Raw genomic sequence first — 21,533 nt, 5'->3', positions numbered from 1 at the left:
CGGACGAAAGCTCTTCGGGCTCCTCGGACCCGCTGATCGGTCGCACCGTCGGTGGCTCGTACACGCTTCAGGAGATCGTGGGCGTTGGCGGCATGGGCCGCGTGTACCGCGCCGAGCAGGGCACGCTCGGCCGCACGGTCGCCATCAAGGTCATCCACCCGCATCTGCTCGGCGACGATCAGACGGTGGCCCGCTTCTACCAAGAGGCGCGCGCCGCCAGCCGCCTGAACCACCCGAACAGCGTCAGCATCATCGACTTCGGTCGCACCGAGGACGGCATCCTCTATCTGGCGATGGAGCACCTCACGGGGCGCGACCTCTCGCTGGTGATGCACGAGGAGGGCCCGCTGCCGTTCCGGCGTGTGTGCAACATCCTCATCGCCGTGCTCGACGCGCTCGGGGAAGCGCATCAGCTGGGGATTGTCCACCGGGACCTCAAGCCCGAGAACATCATCCTCACGCGCACGCGCTCGGGCAGCGACCTGGTCAAGGTCGTCGACTTCGGGCTCGCGACCATCGTGGGGGGCGAGACGTCCATCACGCGCCCCGGACTCGTGTGCGGTACGCCCGACTACATGTCGCCAGAGCAAGGCCGCGGGGACGCGGTAGACGGGCGCGGGGACCTCTACAGTCTGGGTGTGATGCTGTTCGAGCTCCTGTGCGATCAGCTCCCGTTCATCGACGACACGCCCACCAAGGTCGTGCTGCGTCACCTGAACGACCCCGTGCCCGACCCGCGTGAGGTGGTGCCGCATCGCGGCATCCCCGACTCGCTCGCCGAGATCGTGCTCCGCGCGCTGGAGAAAGACCCCGACGACCGGTTCCCTGACGCCCTCGCCATGCAAGAGGCGCTGCGCGCCGCCATGGAAGAGATCAAGTCGATGAAGGGCTCCACGCGCTGCGGCGCGTGCGGCGAGCTCAATCCGTCTGGTATGCGCTTCTGCGGGGCGTGCGGCGCACGCATGCCCAGCCACCTGGGTCCTCCCGCAGTGACGCCACCGCGCACGTCGCGTCGCTCGTTCTACCCCGTTCTGCTCGACCAGCGGCCGCTCGTGGGCCGGGCGACCGAGCTGGCGCGGCTCGTGGAGATGTGCGATCGGGCGACGGGCCGGACGCTGTGGACACGCATCGACGGTGAGCCTGGTGTGGGCAAGACGCGCCTCGTCCAAGAGGCGGGGCGCGTGCTCGCCGAGCGAGGCGACGTGGTCATCGCGGTCGGCGGCGCGCATCCCAGCGGGGCGCCGGTGCCCTATCACGGCGTCATCGCGCTGCTGAAGACGCTGCTCGGGGTGCCCGAAGAGCGGTTCCGCGAGCTGGCTACCGAGGGGAACGGCTTCGACGCGCTGGCGCAGGCGGGCATCGACGACGTGCTGGACCCCAAGGGGCTCCCGGGAGCGGACAACGCGGGGCGCAGCGGCGCGGCGGCGGCGGCGGTGGCGGCGGCGCTGGTGCTCTCGATGTCGCGTCAGAACGCGCGGCGCGCCATGTTGGTCATCGACGATCTGCAGCGCTGCGATGGACTCACACAGCTCTGTGCGGCGTCGCTTCCGACCGCGCTCGAGGGCGTGTCCTCGCTGCTCGTCACCATCGGCCGCGAGCGCTACGGGGATCCCGAGCCCATCGTGCTCCGCGGGCTCGACGTCGAAGAGACGGGTCTGTTCCTGGCTGGGAAGGCCTCCGCCCCCGTGGGACCCGCGCGGCCCTCGGAGGGGGCGCTTGCAAAGCGCATGTTGCCCCTCTACCTGGAGCAGATCCTCGCGCTGGGGGCCAACAAGAACGAGGAGGTGTTGCCTCCCCGACTGGCGGACGCCGTAGGCTTGCGCTTCGATCGCATCGGCGGTTCGGCGCGCCGCATGTTGCAGGCCGCCGCCGTGCTCGGCACGGAGTGCGAGACGTCGGAGCTGCAGGGCATCACGGAGGCGGCCCACCACGCGGGGCTCGGCGAGCTCGTGCAGGCGGGCCTGTTGGCGCAGGGAGACGGGGACACCGTCCGCTTTACGCACCCGTTCGTGCGGGACTTGGCGGAGGCGTTCATCCCCGCAGAGGCTCGGCGCGAGCTACATCGCGCGGCGCTCGCCATGCGTCAGGCCTCGGGTGCGTCCACCGAGGTGTTGGCAGAGCACGCGTATCGCACGGGCGAGGCCATGATGGGCCTGATGGTGCTCGAGCGCATGGGGGACGCCTCGCTGTCCCGCGGCGACGGTGTGGGCGCGGTGCTCGGCTATCGGCGCGCGCTGGAGGTGGCGCGCCGCGAGGTCCTCGAGACGGGTGACATGATGATGGACGCCGCGCTCGTCACGTTCAGCCGAAAGCTCGGGCGCGCGCTCGAGCTGGTGGGCGACCTGGCTGGCGCGGACGGCGTGCTGCGCGAGGCGCTGGACCTGGTCGCCCCCACCAGCTCCGAGCACATCCGTATGTTGGTGGACCTCGCGCGCGTGTCCTTGCGGCGCGAGCGCGGACGCGACGCGATGCGTCACTGCGGGCTTGCGCTGGAGCGCGTCGCCGGCGTGAATCCGGAGATCGAGTCCGAGGTGCAGCTCACCATCGGCCGCATCCGTCGGGCCGACGGCAACGCCACGCATGCCGTGATCGCCTTCCGCCGTGCGGTCGAGCTGTTCACGGAAGTGAACGCCGCGCCTGCCGTCGTGCTGCGAGCGAGGCTCGAGCTGAGCGAAGCCCAGGCCGACCACGGGGACGTGGCGGAGGCCATCCTCGGCCTCACGGATGTGGAGCAGCTGGCGCGCGCGGCCTCGTTGCCCGCCCTCTCGGCCCGCGCTCTCGGGGTGCTCGGCGTGCTCGAGTCGAAGCGTGGTGACGCGCACGCGGCGGTCTCGCGCTTTCGCGCAGCGGGGCGCCTCGCAGCCGAAGCTGGCGACGCCGACGGCGTCTACCGCTACGCGGGCTTCGCGGCCTCGCTGTAGCGCGCCCTGACCCGAGGGCGACGCACGTGGCTCCGCTGGTGGCGTGAGGCCGCGGGGTGCTACCATGCCGCCGTGCCCGCCAACGACCCCCGTCACGAGCTCCGCGCCTCGCTGTCGTCGTTGCTCGCCCCGGCCGTCTGCCTGCTGGGGCTGGTGGGGTGCGTCCAGCTCGACGGCTTCGACACCGGCGTGGAGCACGAGCTGGTCGGGCCTGTCTTCGGCCCGGACGACCGGGACTGCGACGATCTCGCGCGGTGTTCGTTCATCCGTCGCGGCTTCGGCGCCGAGACGGAGCTGCACATGACCTTCGATCCCGAGAACGTCCAGGCCGTCGCCGGTTCGCTGTCCTCGTCGGGCGAGGCCTGTGGCCAACCGACGTTCACGAACGTGCCTCTGATCGCGATCGAGGCGCTCCAGCACGACCAGCTCTCACGCTTCGAGGTCCCCGGCGACGGCCGCGTCAAGAACTACATCTTCTCCCTCTCGCCCATCAGCGGCCCGCTCGCGGGCCGCGACGTGATGGCGTTCGTGTCGCTGTTGCGCTCCGAGCGGGTGGAGGTGCGCATCATCGCAGGCTCGGGCCAGAACGCTTGCGACCCAAACGACTGTGACCAGATCGCGGCCGGCGGCTGTGACTACTTCGGTGTGTTCTCGCTGGAGCGGAAGCGCTTGTGATAGTCCTCGGCATCGAGAGCTCGTGCGACGAGACCGCGGCTGCGCTGGTGCGAGGCGATGGCGAAGTGCTGTCCGATGTGGTGGCGAGCCAGGTGCGGCTGCACGCGCCCTATGGAGGCGTGGTGCCCGAGATCGCCTCGCGCGCGCACCTCGAGAGCATCGTGCCCGTGGTGCAGCAGGCGCTCGCCGTGCTCCCCGGGGGGCTGGCCGACGTCGACGCGGTCGCCGTGACCAACGGCCCTGGGCTCTCGGGCGCGCTGCTGGTGGGCATCCAGTTCGCCAAGGCCCTCGCGTTCGACGCGGGCAAGCCGTTCGTGGGGGTCAACCACCTGGACGGTCACTTGCTGGCCGTCTACTTGCGCCGGGGCGAAGGGCCGCACCCTGATCCGCCCCCGTACCCCTTCGTGGCGTTGCTCGCCAGCGGCGGCCACACCGCACTCTACCGCGTAGACGCCCCCCTCGAGACGACGCTGCTCGGCCAAACGCGCGACGACGCAGCGGGGGAGGCGTTCGACAAGTGCGCCAAGCTCCTGGGCTTGGGCTACCCGGGCGGGCCTGCGGTGGATAGGCTCGCCGCCACTGGCGACCCCAACGCCATCTCGCTGCCCATGCCCATGGCCCAACGGGGCTCACTCGAGTTCAGCTTCTCGGGGCTCAAGACGGCGATTGCGCGGCGCGTCGAGCTCGAAGGCGTCCCGACCGGCCAGGCCCTCGCGGACACGTGCGCCTCCTTCCAGCGCGTGGTGGTGGAGACCCTCGCGCGCAAGGGGGTCGCGGCCTGTCAGGCCGAGGGCGTGTCCAACTTGGTGCTCGGGGGCGGCGTCGCGGCCAACCGCGGCTTGCGCGAGACCGCCGTCAGGCTGGGCGCGCGCGCGGGTGTCTCGGTGCACGTGCCTCCGCGCTCGTCGTGCACGGACAACGCCGCGATGATCGCCTACGCTGGCGCCATGCGCCTCATGCGGGGCGAGCGCGATGGCCTCGACCTGCAGTCGTTCACGCGCGACAAGGCGCGCGCGCGGGGCCGCTTCCGCCCCGACGGAACGCTCAATCGCCCAGGGTGAGGCGGCCTCCCACGCTCGGCGATCGTCGCGCTCGGACGGCGACCTACGACGCGACGGGCAGGGCGACCTTGCCCTTGCCGCCCTCCGTCGGCGGATAGAACTGCTCGGCCCAGCGGCGGTAGGCCGCGATCTCTCCGTCTCCCTGCGCGAGGGCAGGCTTCGCCTCGTAGCGCTTGGCCTCCCAGATGGGCACGTCGGCCGAGACCTCGAGCGTGAGGAAGTGCAGGGCGATGCGCTGCGCGAGCTGGGTCAAGCCGGGCACGGCATACCGGCTGGTGGTGGCCCCGACGCGCAGGTGGATGCGCGAGTCGTGGATGGGCGTGGCCATGATGAGGAACTTGAGGTCCAGCTTGACGTGCGGGATGTGCGCCTCCACCAGCGAGTAGCCGAGGCCGTACACGAAGACGTTGAAGCTGGCGCCCAGCCCGCGATTGGGCATGCCCAGGAAGTCGAGACGCCGCTTCACGCTGTACTTCGTGCGCAGCAGCGGGCCATCCAGCTCGAGCGACCCCTCGGAGCGCGGCTCCATGAAGTCGTGCAGGATGGCGAAGTGTCCGATGTCGACGCTGTTCTCGCTGGTCTCCTGTGGGTGGCTGTTGAGCTCGAAGCTGTTCCAGCGGAAGCCGGGGGACACGCCCGTGTCCAGCTCAGGCGCCTCCCACGTGGGCTCGCGGCCGAGCGCGTCGTAGAACGCCAGCAGCATCCCGTTCAGCTCCCGCGTGGGGTAGAGCCGCAGGCTGGCCTTGCGCGGGGGGCGCCCGCCCGGGTACGGGGTGCCGGTGCAGTTCCCGTCGGTGTCGAACCTGAACCCGTGAAACGGACACTTGAGCTCCTCACCACACACGGAGCCTTGCCCCAGATGCGCGCCGAGGTGCGGGCAGAACGGGTCACTCGCGCGGAAGACCCCCTTCTCCGTCCGAAACAGCACCAGCTCGGTGCCGAAGTACTTGCGCGTGAGCACGGCGCCGGGCTTCAGCTCGTCGCTGGTGCCGACCATGTACCATCCCGTCGGGATGCCGCTGAAGGGGAAGCGCTGCTCGCTCATCAGAACTCGTCCTTGCCGGTGATCTCTTGCTCCAGCTTGTCGGCGGTGCGGGCCACCACGTGCAGTGGTAGCTCGAATTCGTCCATGTCCATGGTGTCCAGCTGCACGCTGTAGCGCACCACGTAGACGCCCTTGTCCAGGCACAGCCCGCCGACGGCGAAGCCGAAGTTGCGCTGCAGGGCCACCTCGGGGTCGAGGTCCTCACGCTTGGCGCAGGCCGACGCGAAGTCCACCCACTCCCGGCCCATGGCCTCGAAGCGCGAGACGATGACGGCCTGCAGGCGGTCATTCTGGTACTCGAAGATCAGCTTGAAGCTGTTTTCATTGTCTTCCGTGAGCTCGTACTTGGAGCGCGCGTACTCTTGAACATCGGACCAGGTCGGCATCGGTCGTCTCCGTGTGGCCCCGAGTGTAGGGCCACTTCGTCGGGAGTGAAGGCGGCGGGGCGCTTGGTGCCCGTGCTTCCGTCGGAAGTGTAGCCCAGCAGGCATCGAAGGACCGCCATTTCTGCTGCGCGTGCCCGAGGCGCGCCGGCGCGCGCGTCGGTTGGCCCGAACGCCGCCGCTTGGCGTATCCTCCCGCGCATGAGTAGCTCGTTCAGCCCCCTTGCCTTCCTCCAGAACGTCACGGATGTCATGAAGGGGGCGGCCCAGAACGCCGCCCACGCGGAGTGGCGCGACTCGGTACGCGCGGAGCTGGCCCTCCTGCCGCGAGCCGCGCGCCACACGCTGCCGTTCATGGTGCAGATGCGCCGTGGGGAGCGCACCACGTTGCTCGAGGTCGTGCAGCAGAACGCCCAGGAAGCGCCGCTCGACCTGGCCCTCGAGATGGGCGACGAGCAGCTGACGTGGCGCGCGCTGGAGCGTAAGACCTCGCGCATCGCCCACGTGCTGCGCGCCCACGGCGTGCGTCCGGGCGACGTGCTCGCCCTGGTGGGCACAAACTCTCCCACGTACGTGGCCATCGTGCTGGCGGCAACGCGCGCCGGGGCCACGACCGCCATGATCAACAGCAACCTGCGCGGGCGCCCGCTGTCGCACGCGCTGTTGGTGAGCAAGGCGCGCGTGGTCCTGTGCGAAGCGCCCCTGGCCGCTGCGCTGTCGGAGCGCGACGACCTCTCGGAGCTGGACGTGGTCACCTACGGGCGCGGGGCGCTCGAGACCGAGCTGGAGCAGGCGCCCGCCGCGCCGTTCCCGCCGGCCCAGCTCAACGTGGACGACGACTTCATCTACATCTACACGTCGGGCACCACAGGTCTCCCCAAGCCCTGCCGCATCTCGCACGGACGCGCGCTCTCCGCCGCGTCGGCCTTCGGTCCGCTGATGTTCGACTGGAAGCCCGGCGACAAGCTCTACTGCGTGCTGCCCCTCTACCACGCCAGCGGCTTCATCATCGGCATCGGCGCCAGCATCGTGGGGCGCGTCCCTTGCGCCATGCGCGCCACGTTCAGCGCAACGAACTTCTGGAGCGACGTCAAGCGCTACCGCGCCACGGCCATGCTCTACATCGGCGAGCTCTGCCGCTACCTGGTCAACACCCCCGAGCACCCGGACGAGCACGGCAACACGCTGCGCGTGGCGGTCGGCAACGGTCTGCGGCCGGACGTCTGGGGACCCTTCCAGGACCGCTTCGGGATCGCGGATGTGCGCGAGTTCTACGCCGCCACCGAGGCCCCCGGTTTCTTGCTCAACTTCAGCGGCAAGCGTGGCGCCGTGGGCCGCATGCCCATGAACGGGATGGGCTGGATGACGCTCGCGAAGTACGACGTGGAGGCCGACGAACACGTGCGTGACGCTCAGGGCTTCTGCGTGCCCGCGGCCCCCGGCGAGCCGGGCGAGCTCCTGGTCAAGCTGGGTGTCATCAATACCCCCGCGACCGAGTTCCGCGGCTACACGGACGAAGAGGCCACGCGCAAGAAGGTGCTGACGGACGTGTTCGAGCGGGGCGACCGCTACTTCCGCTCGGGTGACCTGCTGCGCCGCGACGAGCTTGGCTTCTACTACTTCGTCGACCGCATCGGCGACACCTTCCGCTGGCGTGGCGAGAACGTCTCCACCGCCGAGGTCGCCGACGTGCTGGCGCAGGCGAAGAGCGTGGCCGAGGCCACCGTGGTCGGCGTGCGCATCCCAAACCAGGAGGGCGCGTGCGGTCTCGTCGCTGTCGTCCCGGAGCCTGGGCAGAAGGTGGACCTCGCTGAGCTGTGCAAGGAGGCCGAGGCGCTCCCGAGCTACGCGCGCCCGCGCTTCGTACGGGTGCTGGGCGCCATGGAGACGACCGGGACGTTCAAGGTGCAGAAGAACCACCTCAAGCACGAGGGCGCAGATCCGAGCGTCGTGTCCGACCCGCTCTATCTCTTGCAGGACAACGCGTACGTGCCGCTCACGAGCGAGCTCTGGGAGGGGATCGGGCGGGGCGAGGTCCGACTTTGAACACAGCAGCGCTGCTGTTCACGCTCGTGAGCGGCGTCGCGCTCGCCTTGGTGCTGCACGGCGAGAGGCGCGAGCGGACGCGGCAGGTCCTGTTGTCGAAGCCCCTCGCGTCCATCGGCTTCCTCGGGGTCGCGCTCACGGGACAGGTCTACGGCCGCGCGTTCCACGTCGCGCTCTTCACGGCGCTCGTGTTCTCGTTCTTCGGCGACGTGTTCCTCATGTGGCGTTCGCGGGGGCCTTTTCTGGCAGGGTTGCTCAGCTTTCTCTTCGCGCACATCGCCTTCGCGGCGGCCTTCGTGCTGGGCGGGGTCGACGCCGTGTGGTTCGGTGGTGGTGTCGCCGTGATGCTGCTGGTGGGTCTCGCGGTGGGCACGTGGATCCTGCGTCACGTCGAGGACACCATGCGCGGTCCCGTGCTGGCCTACATGGCGATCATCTCGCTGATGGTGGCGCTCGCTGTCGGTCACTTCGGCCGGAACGGTCAGCTGGCCGTGCCCCTGGGGGCGCTTGCCTTCTACGGGTCCGACATCTCCGTCGCGCGTGATCGGTTCCTCGGTGCGGGCTTTGGCAACCGCCTCTGGGGCCTGCCGCTCTACTATCTGGCGCAGTTCGTGTTCGCGTTCACCGTGGCGCTCTCCACCCCACCCTGAGCGACGCGCGCGCCCGACGCGGCGTGGCCCCGCACCGAGGAGCGCCCGACCCCTCGCTACCGCCCGGGCGACGCGCGGGTAGCCGGACCCTGGCTGCGCTCAACCCGGTCGGTGTGCGCCGATCCAGCTACGGTAGTCGGTGTACCCGACGGCCACATGACGCTCGCTGACGAGCGCTCCCACCTTGCGCACCTCGTCCGCGCCGAGCGTGCGGCCGTGCAGCGCAGCCTCCACCGCAGGCTCGACGTCCACCCGCACGCCGCGGGTCACTTCGTCGCCCGCCTCACCCACGCCCAAGAACGCGCTCGCCACTTGCTCGCTGATCTCGAGGGCGTTCTGCCGACTGTCCTTGATGTTGCCCTGGCCGGTCAGCACGTTCCCGAGCCCGAAGATGCCCTGCCTGTCTCGCACGGCGCCCGTCTTCCAGTCGGCATAGTCGTAGAGCTCGCCTCGCGTGGGGATGCCCGGCAGCGGCTCTGGCACGCTGCCGATCGAGGACACCACCAACGGCGCCTGCACCTCGAAGTCGGCGCCCTCGATGACACGGACGCGACCGTCGACGACCTCCGTGCGGCTGAAGCGCAGGCCCGTGAGACGACCGTCCGCCGTGAGGGCGCCCGCGGGGGCCGCGTTCCCTTCGAAGTGGACGAGGTACTTGCGCATCACCCGCTCCATGATCTTCACGCGGGCCGCGCGCAGCTTCAGTTCTTGCTCGGGCGACGGATCGTCCGCGGTCGCGACGGGCATCTCCTCCATGCTGCGGCGGTAGTACAAGGTCGCGCCGTGGATGCCGAGCGACGCCGGGTCGACCCCGTGGTCCTCGCAGATCTTGGGGATGCCCTTGACCTCCAGCTCGGTCAGGTCCACCTCGTGGCCCAGCTCGCGGAGGGCTGCGGCGTACAGCTCCAGGTTGATGACTTTCACCACGTCGACCGACGCGAGCCCGCCGCCGACCACCACGGCGCGGTCAACGACCTCGTAGCGCGGGCCGTCGTACTCGGTCTCGTGATAGTGGTTGAACCAGTACACGAACGGGTTCTGGTAGAGCAGGCCGCGCCCCACGTACGCGTCGATGCCATCGATGGGTAGCGGCCGGTCGCGCCAGGCGCCGTTTGCCAAGAGGATGGCGCTGAGCCCGTAGTCGCGACACAGGGTCGCCAGTTCGACGTGCTGCCCAATCTTCGTGTTTGGCACGAAGTACACCCCTTCGCGCGTCAGGTTCGCGTCGATCCGCTCGTACTCCTTTTGGCGCAGCTTGTCGTGCCAGCGCGGCAAACCGTCTTCGATCTTGCCGTAGGGGCGTGCGCCCTGCTCGAAGACCACCGCGATGGCGCCCTTCGCTGCGCACAGCGCCGCCGCCTCCGAGCCGGCCACGGCGCCACCGATGATGCCGACGACGTGCGTCGGCTGCGAGTCGTAGTGAAGCAGGTCCATGTGCTTCGCCGAGGGTACCATCAGCGTCTGCGCGTTGGCGCATCACTTCATGCTGGGGTCGCCGGAGACACGCGGGGCTCTCGACCTCACGGCGCCGCCACGGCTCGCGCCGCCTGCGAAGTCTGGTCGGCTCACGCGCGATCGGGGCGACGGAGCTGCGCCGTCACGATCATGCGCTCACAGTCCTCGTCCCACGCGCTCTGGTCGAAGTCGCCGTGGCGTACCAGCGGCTCGAGCCCGGCAGCATGCAGCAGGGGCTCGAGCTGCTTCGTCAGTACGTAGCGGCTCATCACCTCGCTGCGCAGCGTCTCACCTCCACGACGAGGAACGAAGCGGTACGTCGCGTCCACACGCTGCGCTGCGCGGTCCCAGCGGGTAGCTTCGTAGACGTCGTAGTCGCGTCCTTCGTAGCGGATCTCGGCGACCGGCTCATCACCGCCATCGCCATCGCCATCGCCATCGCCGCCACCATCTCGTTCGTCGAGGTCGTCGCCGCCGTCCGGGTCTGCCTCGCCGTGCTCGTGGAACGGGTCTGCCACCCAGAAGTCGAACACGAAGTACCCATCGTCCGTCAGGTGCCGCGCGGCGTTCTCGAAGCACGCGTGCACGTCGTCGTCGGTCGCGAGGGTGAAGAGCCCGTTGTACGGCAGCAGGATGCGTTCGAAGCGCCGCCCCAGCTGGACGTCACGCATGTCCCCCACGATCCACTCGATGCGCGGGGACGGATGCAGCCGTCGGCCCAGCCGGACGACGTCCTCGTCGCGCTCCACGCCCACGACGCTCACACCGTCACGCGCGAGCGCCGCCGCGATGCGCCCCGAGCCCACGCCCAGCTCCAGCACGGAAGAGACGCCCACGCAGACCCCCCGATAGAAGTCCACGTCGCCCTCCGTGCCGCGGTGCAAGAGCGCGTACAGCTCGGCTTGCTGCGCGCTCAGAGGAAGCGCTCCGTGCCTGCGACCACGGTGCCCTCGGGGTCGCCGCCGTATTGGTAGCGCGGCTCGAGCAGGTCGTTGATGCGGTCCATGACGAAGTCGACGTGGCGCTGGAACACGGCGCGGTGGGCGTGCTCTGCGGCTGGCGTGAACGGCTCGTAGGGCACGTCGATCGTGCAGTCGGGGACGGCCCCGTAGGCGATTGGCTCGCCGATGCGGTAACGAACGTGTCCGGGCTTGGCCCAGGGGCTCTCCCCGGGGTAGAGGAGGTCGCTGCCGCTGCACCCGATGGGCACGACGGTCTTCTTGTAGCGCAGGGCCACTTGGGCCAAGCCGACGTGCCCGCGAGTCAGCGCCACCGAGCGGGTGCCTTGGGGGAAGATCAGGAGGTCGAGGCCACAGCCGAAGGCCTGCTCGTGGAGCCCGATGAACTCACGCATCATCGCGGCGTACGTGGCGTTGACGGCCTCCGCGTAGCTGTGCTGGGACGGCTCGAAGGGGCAGCCGAGTACGCTGCGAGCCTGGCGTAGCAGCTCGGAGGGGACCTCGACGGCAGGCGTCGGGCCCGGCTGGCGATCGATGGCCGCCGCGTCATCGACCCAATGCCGCAGCGCGTCATACTCGGGCACCGTGGGCTTGCGTCCGACGGTGCTCAGGAAGTCTCGAGCGATGATGTAGCCCCGAGAGACCGTCGGGAGCTGGTTTGTCCACTCCATGAACGAGCCTACCGCGCGGCTCTCGTAATACTTGCCTTTGACCCAGGTCGCGGTGAGGCGTCCGGTGCGCTTCCACAGGTAGTACTGGAACGGGAAGTAGTTGTACTTGTCGGTGTGGTTCATCGCGAAGATGACCGGCTCCTGGGGGATACGCTCCAGCCCCTCGACGTCGATGCGCACGTTTCCGGGCGGGACGTTGTAGTTGGCGTGGAGCAGGACGCCGCCGACCAGACGCTGCCCGAGCGGCTCGGGAGTGAGGCGAATTCGCTTCAAGCGGGCGAGGTCGAGCATCTGGCCGAACGCTCGCATGCTGGTCTGTGATGTCAATCACCCACTTCCGAGAAAATGAATCGTACGTATGATTAGTTCTTGCTATCATACGAACGTTCGATTACTCTCACCCGCATGGCTCGACCCGCCAACGCCGACGCCCAAGCCACCAGGGCCCGCATCCTGGCTGCCGCGCTGCGTCTCTTCGCCGATGTCGGCCGGGGACAGACCTCGGTGCGCGACATCGCCCGTGAGGCGGGCGTCAGCCTCGGGATGGTCAACCACTACTTCGGCAGCAAGGACGAGCTGTTCGACACCTGTCGCGCCACCACCATGGCCGAGCTGGCCGAGCTGCGAGGCCACCTGGCCCCCCTGTTCCTGCGCGCGCAGGACCCCCGCGCTGCGGTCGACGCGGCCGTGCGGATGGCGTTCCGCTTCGCGTGCGAACATCGGGACGCCGCACGCTTTGCGCTGCGCGGAGTGCTGGAGTCTGGCGAGATCGATCCGGGCCACCGCGAGCAGCTGCTGGTTCCCTATCTGGACGCCGCCTCCTCGCTGTTGTCTGGCTACGGGGGCGTCCCGGCTCCCGCGCTCCGGCTCCCGCTGCAGAGCCTCGTGTTCCTCGTCGGTCGCTACGCCATCAGCGGCGAGGCCGAGCTCGCAGCGTCCACGGGTGCGCACGACGCGGAGGCCGCACGCGCGGCCGTCGCCGAGCACCTCGTGGCCCTCGCGCTGAGCACGCTCTTGCCCCCTCCTTGAGCGACCCACCCGTTCACCTCTCATCACCGCCGTCTCCCAACCCTCCGAGGCTCGCCATGACCACCACCGCCACGCCAGTCACCACGGCCCAGGCCACCACGCCATCCCTCTCCGCGCTCGACCCACACCCCCCCGCGGCCAGCGCGATCGCGGGCTCGTCGTCCAAGCACCTCCCGGGCCCCCAGGTGTTCGAGGACGAGGCACCCCCACTCGATGAGTCGGACCTGCTGACGCTCCCCCCCGTGGACGCGCGCAAGCTGGCGAGCGAGCTGCCGCTCGGCACTCGGTTTCAGCTGCGCGACATCATCACGCCGGTCCAGTACGCGTTCCTGCAGCTGAACGGCTGCATCGTGTTTGCGCGCGTGGCCACGCCCGAGGAGGTGGCGCGCGTGCTCGACGAGGTGGATCAGGTGGAGGCCAAGCTGCTGCGCGAGGGCATCGAGACCGTCTGTGGGGTGCCGGTGTGGTTCGGCACGGGCGCGGACGGGAAGCCGTTCCTGCAGCGCATGGGCTTCTCGTCGTTCTACTCCGAGTGGCTGGAGGCCTTCGTCACCGACGCGCGCTTCGAGCCCATCCGGCGACTGATCGGTGAGGACGCACGCATCGGCACACGCGAGAAGGATGGCGTTGTCTTCAACCGCTACATCAACCTACCGGGAAGCCTGCGCCCCGATCTGGGGTGGCACACCGACGCGCTGCGTGACGTGTTCTACAACCGCGAGATGCCGGGGCCCATGCTGAACGTGGGGCTGCACTTCGACCGCATCCGTCCATCCGACGGCGGCTTGCGCGTGATCCCCCGGACGCACACGCAGAGCGCGTTGGACACGGTCTTCCACAAGGTGCACTTCGTGAGCAACGACGACGACCCGCGCGAGGTCATGATCGAGACCTGGCCGGGGGACCTCACGGTGCACGACGGACGCATGTGGCATCGCGTCAAGGGCTCACCCTACGACGGCGCGCGCAGCCTGCGCCGCAGCATGTACGTGCCCTACGTGGTGGACAGCTACCAACCCAAGGACGCCGGGACGGCCACGAACGCCTACATGAAGGTCTTCGACGGGATCATGAAGGTGCGTGGCGCCGTCGCGAAGCGTCGGCAGCAGCAAGCCCGTCGTTGACCGGGGCGGAGCGAGTCTCCGGGGGGGCTCCACCCACGTGCGCCGTGTCGTCGCGCTGGCGCGTGTGTCAGCTCGCGCCGCGCGCGCGTGTCGCCTTGCCAGCGAGGGCCGTGGTGTTACCCTGCGCGTGCCGAACGTCCCAGGTGGACGGCGGATGCTCTGAAACGGAGCACGCCCATCCACGACGGACCTTCGAAGCTGCTCGTGCAGCCAGCTCTCTCGCGAGGGCGTCTTCACGAGGGCGGCGCACCCAAGGAGTAGGAATTTGGCGAATAGGAACAGCGGGCGAGGTGGTGGACGGCGCGGCAGAGGCCGCCCCTCCTTCGGCGAGCCCGAAGAAGAGAAGCGGGACGATCACGTCAAGCTCGAGGGCACCATCAGCCAGGTGTTCGCGGGCGGGCAGTTCGAGGTCACCACCGACGCGGGCGCGCAGGTTCGCGCCCAGCTCTGCGGGCGGATGCGCAAGTTCCGCATCCGCGTCATCCTGGGGGACCGCGTGACGGTGGCCCTCTCGCCGTACGATCTCACGCACGGCATGATCGTCTTCCGCGCGAAGTAGCCCCGCAACACGCGGCCCTGCATGCCGGGGCCCCGGGACGAGAAGAGCGCCCGATAGCGATGCTGGGGCGCTCTTCGGCGTTCTGCGAGGCGGGAGACCCGGCCCGAGACGAGAAGAGCGCCCGACAGCGATGCTGGGGCGCTCTTCGGCGATCGGCTGCGGCCTCAGACCGCGTCGATGATGGCGTTCAGCGTGCCGCTCGGGCGCATGGCCTTGGCCGCCAGCGCCGGCGTGGGCGCGTAGTAGCCGCCGATGTCCACAGGGGACCCCTGCGCGCCGTTCAGCTCGGCCACGATGGTGGCTTCGTTGTCGGCGAGGGCCTTCGCCACGGGGGCGAAGCGTGCCTTGAGCTCGGCGTCGTCGTCCTGCGCCGCCAGCGCCTCGGCCCAGTAGAGCGCGAGGTAGAAATGGCTGCCACGGTTGTCGAGCTCGTTCACCTTGCGCGAGGGCTCCTTGTTGGAGCTGAGGTACTTGCTGGTGCCAGCGTCCAGCGTGTCGGCCAAGACCTTGGCGCGCGGGTTGTTCTGCGTCTCGCTCAGGTGCTCGAAAGACACGGCCATGGCCAGGAACTCACCCAGCGAGTCCCAGCGCAGGTGGCCCTCCTTGGTGAACTGCTGCACGTGCTTGGGGGCCGAGCCACCCGCGCCCGTCTCGAACAGCCCGCCGCCGTTCATGAGCGGGACGATGGACAGCATCTTGGCGCTGGTGCCCAGCTCGAGGATGGGGAACAGGTCCGTCAGGTAGTCGCGCAGCACGTTGCCGGTGACCGACACTGTGTCCTGGCCGGCGCGCACGCGCGCGAGCGAGAATTTGGTGGCCTCGGCCGGGGCCAGGATCGGCAGCTCGAGGCCCGTGGTGTCTTCCTCCGCCAGGTAGGCCTTCACCTTGGCGATGACCTGCGCGTCGTGCGGGCGGTCGGCGTCCAGCCAGAAGACGGCCGGCGTGCTCGTGGCGCGGGCACGCCGCACGGCCAGCTTGACCCAGTCGCGCACGGGCGCGTCCTTCACCTGGCAGGCGCGCCAGATGTCGCCCTCGTTCACCGTGTGCTCGATCAGCGTCGCGCCCTCGGCGGTGACCACGCGCACGGTGCCAGCCGCCTTGATCTCGAAGGTCTTGTCGTGCGAGCCGTACTCCTCGGCGGCCTGCGCCATCAAGCCCACGTTCGAGACGCTGCCCATCGTGGCGGGGTCGAAAGCTCCGTGGGCCTTGCAGTCGTCGAAGACCGCCGCGTACACGCCCGCGTAGCTGCTGTCCGGGATGACGCACTTGGTGTCCTGCAGCTTGCCCGCCGCGTTCCACATCTGGCCCGACGTCCGGATCATGGCTGGCATGGACGCGTCGACGATGACGTCGCTCGGGACGTGCAGGTTGGTGATGCCCCGGTCGGAGTCCACCATCGCGATGCTCGGGCCCTTGGTGTACGTGGCGGCGATGTCCGCCTCGATGGTGGCACGCTCGGCCTCGGGCAGCGTGGCGATCTTCGCGACGACGTCGCCGAAGCCGTTCTTCGTGTCCACACCGAGCTTGTCGAAGGTGGCGCCGTGCTTGTTGAACAGGTCCTTGAAGTACGCACGCACCGCGTGGCCGAAGATGATCGGGTCGGAGACCTTCATCATGGTGGCCTTCATGTGCAGCGAGAAGAGCACACCCGTCGCGCGGGCATCCTCCACCTGCGCGTCCAGGAACGCCACCAGCTCATCGCGGCGCATGACGGTGCCGTCCAGGATCTCGCCCGCCTGCAGCGCCACCTTGTCCTTCAGGACTGTCACGGTTCCGTCGGACGCGACGTGCTCGATGCGCGCGGTGGTCGCGGCGCTCAGCGTGGTGGACTGCTCGTTGTTCCGGAAGTCGCCGGCGCTCATGGTGGCCACGTGCGAGGCCGAGCTGGCCGTCCACTTGCCCATCGAGTGCGGGTTCTTGCGGGCGAAGTCCTTCACTGCCCGCGGTGCGCGGCGGTCGGAGTTGCCCTCGCGCAGCACGGGGTTCACCGCGCTGCCCTTGACCTTGTCGTAGCGGGCCTTGGCCTGCTTCTCTTCGTCCGTGCTGGGCGCGTCCGGGTAGTTCGGGATGTCGTAGCCGTCGGCCTGCAGCTCGGCGATGGCGGCCTTCAGCTGCGGCATCGACGCGCTGATGTTCGGCAACTTGATGACGTTGGCCTCGGGCAGCACCACCAGCTTGCCCAGCTCGGCCAGCGCGTCCGGGGTCTTCTGCGCGTCGGTCAACCGCTCGGGGAAGACGGCCAGGATGCGCGCTGCGAGCGAGATGTCGCGGGTCTCGATGGCCACCCCGGCGGGCGCCGCGAAGGCCTGGAGGATGGGCAGGAGGGAGTAGGTCGCGAGGGCGGGGGCCTCGTCGGTGAACGTGTAGAGGATCGTCGGCTTGTCGGTCATGGTCGCTGTCTTGAATGCCAAAGGAGGGCCGAAGCATGCCCCGCAGAGGCCCGCCGACGCCAGCCGAAAGCGGGCTTCCGACGCGGCCGCAGAGGGGCTATCCGACCGCTCGCGTGCCGTGCAGCACGCCGCGCTCCACCAGCTCGAGCGCCTCGGTGCCCATCTCGAGGAGGTCGCCTAGGGCTCCTTGCGCGAACCACTCGTCGAGCGTCGCGCGGATCACGCCCATCATGGCGGCCGCGATGAGCCGTGACTCGCGGCCCCCATGCTCGTGCCGCAGCGCGTCGGCGATCACGTCGGCCCACACTCGGTCCACGTCGCGCTGGTACGCGATCAGCGAGGTGGCGGCGTTGGCGATGCGGTGCTGCGCGATCATCGCGTCACGGTGCTCCATGAACGCCCCCGCCATCCCCAGGAGCGCGCGGCGCACCGTCTGGTACGCGGGCTCCCCTGCGCGCTGTGCCGTGAGCGCATGGAACTGCTCCAGCCAACGGTCGCGGTTCGGAAAGGCGGCGGCCTCCTTGGTCGCGAAGTAGCGGAAGAACGTGCGTCGGGAGACGTTCGCCATCTGCGCGATCTCATCCACCGTCACGCTGTCGAAGCCGCGCTCCAGGAAGAGGTCGCGCGCCGCGTGGACCAGCGCCTCGCGGGTCTGCACCTTCTTGCGTTCGCGCAGCCCCTGGGGGTCCTCGTCGTGGCCCTCGCGCTGAACCTCGGAGTTCATGGGGTGGCCTCCTCTTCGGGGACGAAGCTGGCCCGACCGGGGTCGACGGCGACCTGCAGCGCGCGCAGCTGAGGGTCCGTGCCGCGGGCCACGGTCACGTACATGAGCGCCTCGCTCACGCCCTCGTGGAACGGGCGGATCGCGGGTTGCCCGGGAGCGTCACGGGCCTCCTGCGCGGGCAGGCGCGCGCGTTCGAAGGTAACTCCGTCCAGGCTCGCGAGGGCCGCCACGACGCGCTGGTCCTCGTTGCCGTTCTCGGGCTCCTGCTGGCACTCGACGTAGAGGCGCAGCGTGGTGCGCCCCGTGGGGGACGTGGCCACCAGCGCGGCCGGGCTGACGTGGGCCAGCTCGCGGGGGTCGTCGTCGTCGATCGGATCGGGGATGCGCAAGGGGTTCGTGCCCGCCGCCGCGTCGTCCGTGTCCAGCAGCGTGAAGGTGAGGCCGTCCACCGACGTCGCGACCCAGATGTCCGTCCCGTCGTCTGCGTACAGGTAGTAGATTCCGTCGAGCACGGTGACCGTCGGCGACCGCAGCGCCCCACCTTGAACGCCTAGGTCGTTTGCCAGCACCAGACCGTCTCCCGCGCGGGAGAATGTCCCGCCGACGTTGGGGGCCGTTGCCAGGCCGATGCCGCCAGCACCGGCGTAGTAGAGGCGGATGCTGCCGTCTTCCATCTCGAACGCGAACGGCTGGGTCACGAACCCGCCCTCCCACGCTTGGCTCGCGTCCAGCACCACGCTCCCGGTGTCGAACCCGAATTGCTCTTCGACGCTGCTCCGAAAAATGCGCATGGGCTCGAACTGCCCAGGGTCGAGCGCACGCGCGGGCAGGTCGACGTCCCGCGTGGGGAGCGGGCTGATGACGGCGCCCGCCGCGTAGAAGAGCGACCCGGCCGCCCACGAGGCACCGTCGAGCCCGACCTCGCCGAGGCTCAGGGCCGCGCCCCGGAAGCGGGTCTCGTCCGAGCTCAGGCGTCGGAACGGCCCGACCCCGCTGGTGCTGACGGGCTCGGAGAATGGTGTCTCTTTGCCGAGGGCCGCACAGCCCGCGAGCAGCGCGAGGACCACGCCGAGGAAGCGCGCAGCGCGTCGTGGAGGATTGGGAGAGGGTGTGTGCTGGGTCATTCGAACACCACCTCGAGGCTGAGCCCGAAGCCGTACTGCTGCCCACCCGCGCGGTAGTCACCGACGGGGTCCACCAGGCTGTCTTTCTGGTGGTAGCGCGTGGGAAGGTACGCGTACTGAAAATACGCGTCCAGCTGTAGGTAGCCCGGGATGGTCGGCTCGAGATCGGTCAGGCGCAGTCCCGCCCCGAGCGAGATCGTGTGGCGGTCCGAGTCCACGAAGTTGGTGGCCCCGCGCTGGAGGGGGAAGGGCGTGCCCTCGTACACGTACCCGAGCCGGGTCTGGAACAGCATGCGGTCGTTTCGGAACGCGTCGAACTCGATGCCGACGCGCGGGACGAGGGTGTCGTGCATGTTCATCGGGATGGGCGAGCGACCGCCGATCTCCTCGGGGATGTCGAGCATCACCGGGAGCTGCGAAAGATCGATCTCCAGCGTGATGACCTCGGTCGGGATCAGGCTCGGGTGCTTGGACCAGTCCATCCAGGTGAGGTCCATGCTCACGCGCAGGCGCTCGACGGGGCGCGCGGCCACGCCCAGCGTCAGCTGCTGGGGCATGTAGGTGCTCACGCTGTCGCTCACCAGCGAGAAGTCGAGCGGCGCCATCACCGTGCCCACCACGACGTCTCCGTCCACCGTCGCCGAGAGCTTGTTGCGCAGGGTGAGCGCGCCGCGCCACGAGATGCCGAACGAGAGGCTGTCCGACGCGATGATCTGGGCGCCCAGTTGCGGATAGCGCGTGCTGGTCAGGTCACCCTCGAACTGGTGCCGCAGGCGCGTGCTCGAGACGCGGAACAGGTCGGCGCTGCCGTCGATCACGAGCTGCAGGTCCGATGGGGACTGGAAGGTGATGCCCGCGCCGATCAAGAGCCAGTCGATGGGCCGGAAGGCGATGTTGGTGGACAGATAGACCTTGTGGGGCCGCGTGTCGTAGCGCTCCCAGCGCGGGCGGGACTGGATGGTGGAGCGCGTACGACTCAGGCGCTGGTCCGGCAGGTGGACGCCGACACCGAAGCCAAAGCGGAAGTCGCCGATGCGCAGCGGCGCGACGATGCCCAGGGTGATGCCGCTCATGCGCTCGACGTTGCTGTCTCGTCCGTTGATCTCGAGCGCGGAGTTCATGGACACGTAGCTGAGCGTCAGGCGTAGCCCGGGCCCGCGGACGATGCCTGCGGGGTTGTAGTAGTTGCCGCCCACGTCCTCGACGTCCGCGGTGACGGCGCCCGCGAGGTTGATGTTGCGCGTCCCGAAGCCCAGCGTGTCACCGGGCGTCGCGCTTGCGCGACCGACGAAGCCGAGCGTGAGCAACACGCCGAGCAGGGGGCCGAGGGTCCTGATGGGTCTCACCATGACAGGCCTCCCACTCCGCCGAAGACGAGCACGTAGCCGCTGGTTCGCATGTTCTGTGTCTCACCGGGGGCTGGGACACGGTGCGTCCGCGCCTGGAGCGCCTGGGCCTGTCCGAAGACGTCGATACGAAGCACTGGCTCGTGCGCCGTCTGCCACTCCAGCCCGAAGCCAGCCGACGCGATGAAGCGGTTGTTGTCGAGGCGTCGCTGCGGCTGCATCACGACTTGCCCGTTCATGTCCAAGAGGGGCTCGCGGTTGAAGTCGCGCACGGCCGCCATGGCGGCGCGGGGTGCGGGGGTCGGCTCGTAGGCGACGCCTGCGCGCGCCATCAGGGACAGGCGTTCGCGGCGCGAGGTGTACTCCATGCCCAGTCGCGGAGAGACCGTGTCGTGGAAGTTCATGGCCGGCGGGAAGTTGCTGCGGTCGGTCGTGGCGCCTGCGGGGCCCGGATAGGCGGACCAGCGCCGCCATGTGAGGTTGAGCGCGAGCATCAACTCGGGGATGGGCTTCCAGGACCCCTCCACCGACAGGTTGTGCGGGTCGTAGTGCGCGTAGGCGTCGATGCCCAACAGAGGGAGCGAGATGGGCAGGTTGCGGACCGAGATGTCGAGGTCGATGGCCGACACCAACTCGGACCTGTACGTGATGCCCAAGGAGAAGTTGTCACGGTAGAACTGCAGACCTGCGATGGGCGCGAAGTCGGCCAGCAGCTGCACCTCGGTGAGCGAGACGAACTGGTTGGTCTCGTCGAGGAGGACGTCGAGGGTGCCGGAGTTCTGCGCCAACCCGGAGATGCCGATGCCCAACCGCAACCCGGGGATCCAGCGCTCGAGACCGATGCCGAAGCCGATCTGGAGCGCGACCACCTGAGCTCGGTCGATGACGGTCCACTGCGGCGCCTCCGCGAAGCGCACGTCGTTCCGGAGGATGGTGTTGAACGGCGTGAAGAAGCCCGCACCGAGCGTCAGGACGTCTTCCAACGGGCCGCCGAAAGGGAGCGGCAGCTGAAAGCCGATGGTCATGCCCTGGGAGGCGTCGAGAGGGAATTCCGACCCGTCGAGCTTCAGGCGGAACATGCCGCCCGTGGCTCCGAGCATGAGCTCCATCCTGCCGTTGCGTCCGAGGCCGGCCGGGTTGCTGTAGGCCGCCTCGAAGTTGTCGGCGAACGACGTCCCCGTCATGCCCATGGCGGGCGAGCGACCCCCGAAGCCCATGAGGTCCTGGGGTGTCGCGTGGGCTGGGCGTGGAGCCCCCAGACATATCGCGAGGGTCAGTGGGAGGAGCAGGACGCGCAGGCGTGGCCAAGTCATGAGCTTGGCCGCGACGCTAACACGATGTCATGGCCACTCGGACACGAAAACGACCAAG

General features: G+C 69.2%; 18 protein-coding genes. 8 read left to right on the top strand and 10 right to left on the bottom strand.

Annotated elements, in window-relative coordinates; translation table 11 throughout:
- Positions 1–77: 77 nt before the first annotated feature.
- From H6726_26075 to tsaD, 3 genes are all read left to right on the top strand, one after another.
- Positions 78–2,921, top strand: coding sequence for a protein kinase (locus H6726_26075; protein MCB9661143.1), 2,844 nt, complete (start codon positions 78–80; stop codon positions 2,919–2,921).
- Between the two features lie 72 nt (positions 2,922–2,993).
- Complete coding sequence (locus H6726_26070) at positions 2,994–3,596, top strand: hypothetical protein (GenBank protein ID MCB9661142.1); 603 nt, start codon at positions 2,994–2,996, stop codon at positions 3,594–3,596.
- Positions 3,593–4,657: a tRNA (adenosine(37)-N6)-threonylcarbamoyltransferase complex transferase subunit TsaD gene (tsaD, locus tag H6726_26065; protein MCB9661141.1), complete on the top strand. Its 1,065-nt coding sequence runs from the start codon at positions 3,593–3,595 to the stop codon at positions 4,655–4,657. Before H6726_26070 ends, tsaD begins: the two co-directional genes overlap by 4 nt.
- Positions 4,658–4,700: 43 nt before the next feature.
- Here the strand turns inward: tsaD and H6726_26060 are convergent, their stop codons facing one another.
- Together H6726_26060 and H6726_26055 are read right to left on the bottom strand one after the other, a co-directional pair.
- A complete protein-coding gene (locus H6726_26060) occupies positions 4,701–5,702 on the bottom strand; it encodes a Rieske 2Fe-2S domain-containing protein (protein ID MCB9661140.1) in 1,002 nt (333 codons plus the stop codon).
- Positions 5,702–6,088: a hypothetical protein gene (locus tag H6726_26055; GenBank protein MCB9661139.1), complete on the bottom strand. Its 387-nt coding sequence runs from the start codon at positions 6,086–6,088 to the stop codon at positions 5,702–5,704. Before H6726_26055 ends, H6726_26060 begins: the two co-directional genes overlap by 1 nt.
- A 198-nt stretch (positions 6,089–6,286) precedes the next feature.
- Between H6726_26055 and H6726_26050 the strand changes: the two genes are divergently transcribed.
- Together H6726_26050 and H6726_26045 are read left to right on the top strand one after the other, a co-directional pair.
- Positions 6,287–8,131: a long-chain-acyl-CoA synthetase gene (locus tag H6726_26050; GenBank protein MCB9661138.1), complete on the top strand. Its 1,845-nt coding sequence runs from the start codon at positions 6,287–6,289 to the stop codon at positions 8,129–8,131.
- Positions 8,128–8,781 carry a lysoplasmalogenase gene (locus tag H6726_26045; GenBank protein MCB9661137.1) on the top strand — a complete coding sequence of 218 codons (654 nt, stop codon included), beginning with the start codon at positions 8,128–8,130 and terminating at the stop codon, positions 8,779–8,781. The genes H6726_26050 and H6726_26045 overlap by 4 nt, the downstream gene beginning before the upstream one ends.
- A gap of 99 nt (positions 8,782–8,880) precedes the next feature.
- On the opposite strand, the gene H6726_26040 is transcribed toward H6726_26045, so the two are convergent.
- The 3 genes from H6726_26040 to H6726_26030 all read right to left on the bottom strand — a co-directional run bounded on the left by H6726_26040 (position 8,881) and on the right by H6726_26030 (position 12,175).
- Positions 8,881–10,215, bottom strand: a complete 1,335-nt coding sequence (locus H6726_26040) for a hypothetical protein (GenBank protein ID MCB9661136.1) — start codon at positions 10,213–10,215, stop codon at positions 8,881–8,883.
- Between the two features lie 131 nt (positions 10,216–10,346).
- Positions 10,347–11,096 (bottom strand): class I SAM-dependent methyltransferase, encoded by a 750-nt coding sequence (locus H6726_26035; protein ID MCB9661135.1) that lies wholly within the window; start codon positions 11,094–11,096, stop codon positions 10,347–10,349.
- Positions 11,097–11,149: 53 nt separating this feature from the next.
- Complete coding sequence (locus tag H6726_26030) at positions 11,150–12,175, bottom strand: 1-acyl-sn-glycerol-3-phosphate acyltransferase (GenBank protein MCB9661134.1); 1,026 nt, start codon at positions 12,173–12,175, stop codon at positions 11,150–11,152.
- Positions 12,176–12,271: 96 nt separating this feature from the next.
- Between H6726_26030 and H6726_26025 the strand changes: the two genes are divergently transcribed.
- From H6726_26025 to infA, 3 genes are all read left to right on the top strand, one after another.
- A complete protein-coding gene (locus H6726_26025; protein MCB9661133.1) occupies positions 12,272–12,895 on the top strand; it encodes a TetR/AcrR family transcriptional regulator in 624 nt (207 codons plus the stop codon).
- Between the two features lie 56 nt (positions 12,896–12,951).
- Entirely contained in the window at positions 12,952–14,019 is a 1,068-nt protein-coding gene (locus tag H6726_26020) for a phytanoyl-CoA dioxygenase family protein (GenBank protein ID MCB9661132.1), read from the top strand.
- A gap of 265 nt (positions 14,020–14,284) precedes the next feature.
- Positions 14,285–14,578, top strand: a complete 294-nt coding sequence (gene infA, locus H6726_26015; GenBank protein ID MCB9661131.1) for a translation initiation factor IF-1 — start codon at positions 14,285–14,287, stop codon at positions 14,576–14,578.
- Positions 14,579–14,742: 164 nt separating this feature from the next.
- Here infA and H6726_26010 read toward each other — a convergent pair whose 3' ends face one another.
- The 5 genes from H6726_26010 to H6726_25990 all read right to left on the bottom strand — a co-directional run bounded on the left by H6726_26010 (position 14,743) and on the right by H6726_25990 (position 21,379).
- Positions 14,743–16,968 (bottom strand): NADP-dependent isocitrate dehydrogenase, encoded by a 2,226-nt coding sequence (locus H6726_26010; protein ID MCB9661130.1) that lies wholly within the window; start codon positions 16,966–16,968, stop codon positions 14,743–14,745.
- A gap of 97 nt (positions 16,969–17,065) precedes the next feature.
- On the bottom strand, positions 17,066–17,692 hold the full coding sequence (locus H6726_26005; protein MCB9661129.1) for a TetR family transcriptional regulator: 627 nt from the start codon (positions 17,690–17,692) through the stop codon (positions 17,066–17,068).
- On the bottom strand, positions 17,689–18,816 hold the full coding sequence (locus tag H6726_26000) for a hypothetical protein (GenBank protein ID MCB9661128.1): 1,128 nt from the start codon (positions 18,814–18,816) through the stop codon (positions 17,689–17,691). The genes H6726_26005 and H6726_26000 overlap by 4 nt, the downstream gene beginning before the upstream one ends.
- A complete protein-coding gene (locus tag H6726_25995; protein ID MCB9661127.1) occupies positions 18,813–20,165 on the bottom strand; it encodes an outer membrane protein transport protein in 1,353 nt (450 codons plus the stop codon). The genes H6726_26000 and H6726_25995 overlap by 4 nt, the downstream gene beginning before the upstream one ends.
- Positions 20,159–21,379, bottom strand: a complete 1,221-nt coding sequence (locus H6726_25990; GenBank protein ID MCB9661126.1) for a hypothetical protein — start codon at positions 21,377–21,379, stop codon at positions 20,159–20,161. The genes H6726_25995 and H6726_25990 overlap by 7 nt, the downstream gene beginning before the upstream one ends.
- Positions 21,380–21,533 lie beyond the last annotated feature (154 nt).

The organism is Sandaracinaceae bacterium, from assembly GCA_020633055.1.
In the GTDB taxonomy this organism is placed as follows: Bacteria; Myxococcota_A; Polyangia; order Polyangiales; family Houyiibacteriaceae; genus JADJJE01.
Note: the sequence above shows the minus strand (reverse complement) of the source record. Positions and strands in the feature narration are given on the sequence as shown.

Coding starts and splice junctions, on each gene's coding strand:
- H6726_25995 (MCB9661127.1), bottom strand. CDS start 20,165: ATGGTGAGACCCATCAGGACCCTCGGCCCCCTGCTCGGCGTGTTGCTC.
- H6726_26005 (MCB9661129.1), bottom strand. CDS start 17,692: ATGAACTCCGAGGTTCAGCGCGAGGGCCACGACGAGGACCCCCAGGGG.
- H6726_26020 (MCB9661132.1), top strand. CDS start 12,952: ATGACCACCACCGCCACGCCAGTCACCACGGCCCAGGCCACCACGCCA.
- H6726_26055 (MCB9661139.1), bottom strand. CDS start 6,088: ATGCCGACCTGGTCCGATGTTCAAGAGTACGCGCGCTCCAAGTACGAG.
- H6726_26025 (MCB9661133.1), top strand. CDS start 12,272: ATGGCTCGACCCGCCAACGCCGACGCCCAAGCCACCAGGGCCCGCATC.
- H6726_26030 (MCB9661134.1), bottom strand. CDS start 12,175: ATGCGAGCGTTCGGCCAGATGCTCGACCTCGCCCGCTTGAAGCGAATT.
- H6726_26010 (MCB9661130.1), bottom strand. CDS start 16,968: ATGACCGACAAGCCGACGATCCTCTACACGTTCACCGACGAGGCCCCC.
- H6726_26050 (MCB9661138.1), top strand. CDS start 6,287: ATGAGTAGCTCGTTCAGCCCCCTTGCCTTCCTCCAGAACGTCACGGAT.
- H6726_26040 (MCB9661136.1), bottom strand. CDS start 10,215: ATGGACCTGCTTCACTACGACTCGCAGCCGACGCACGTCGTCGGCATC.
- H6726_25990 (MCB9661126.1), bottom strand. CDS start 21,379: ATGGGCTTCGGGGGTCGCTCGCCCGCCATGGGCATGACGGGGACGTCG.
- H6726_26060 (MCB9661140.1), bottom strand. CDS start 5,702: ATGAGCGAGCAGCGCTTCCCCTTCAGCGGCATCCCGACGGGATGGTAC.
- H6726_26000 (MCB9661128.1), bottom strand. CDS start 18,816: ATGACCCAGCACACACCCTCTCCCAATCCTCCACGACGCGCTGCGCGC.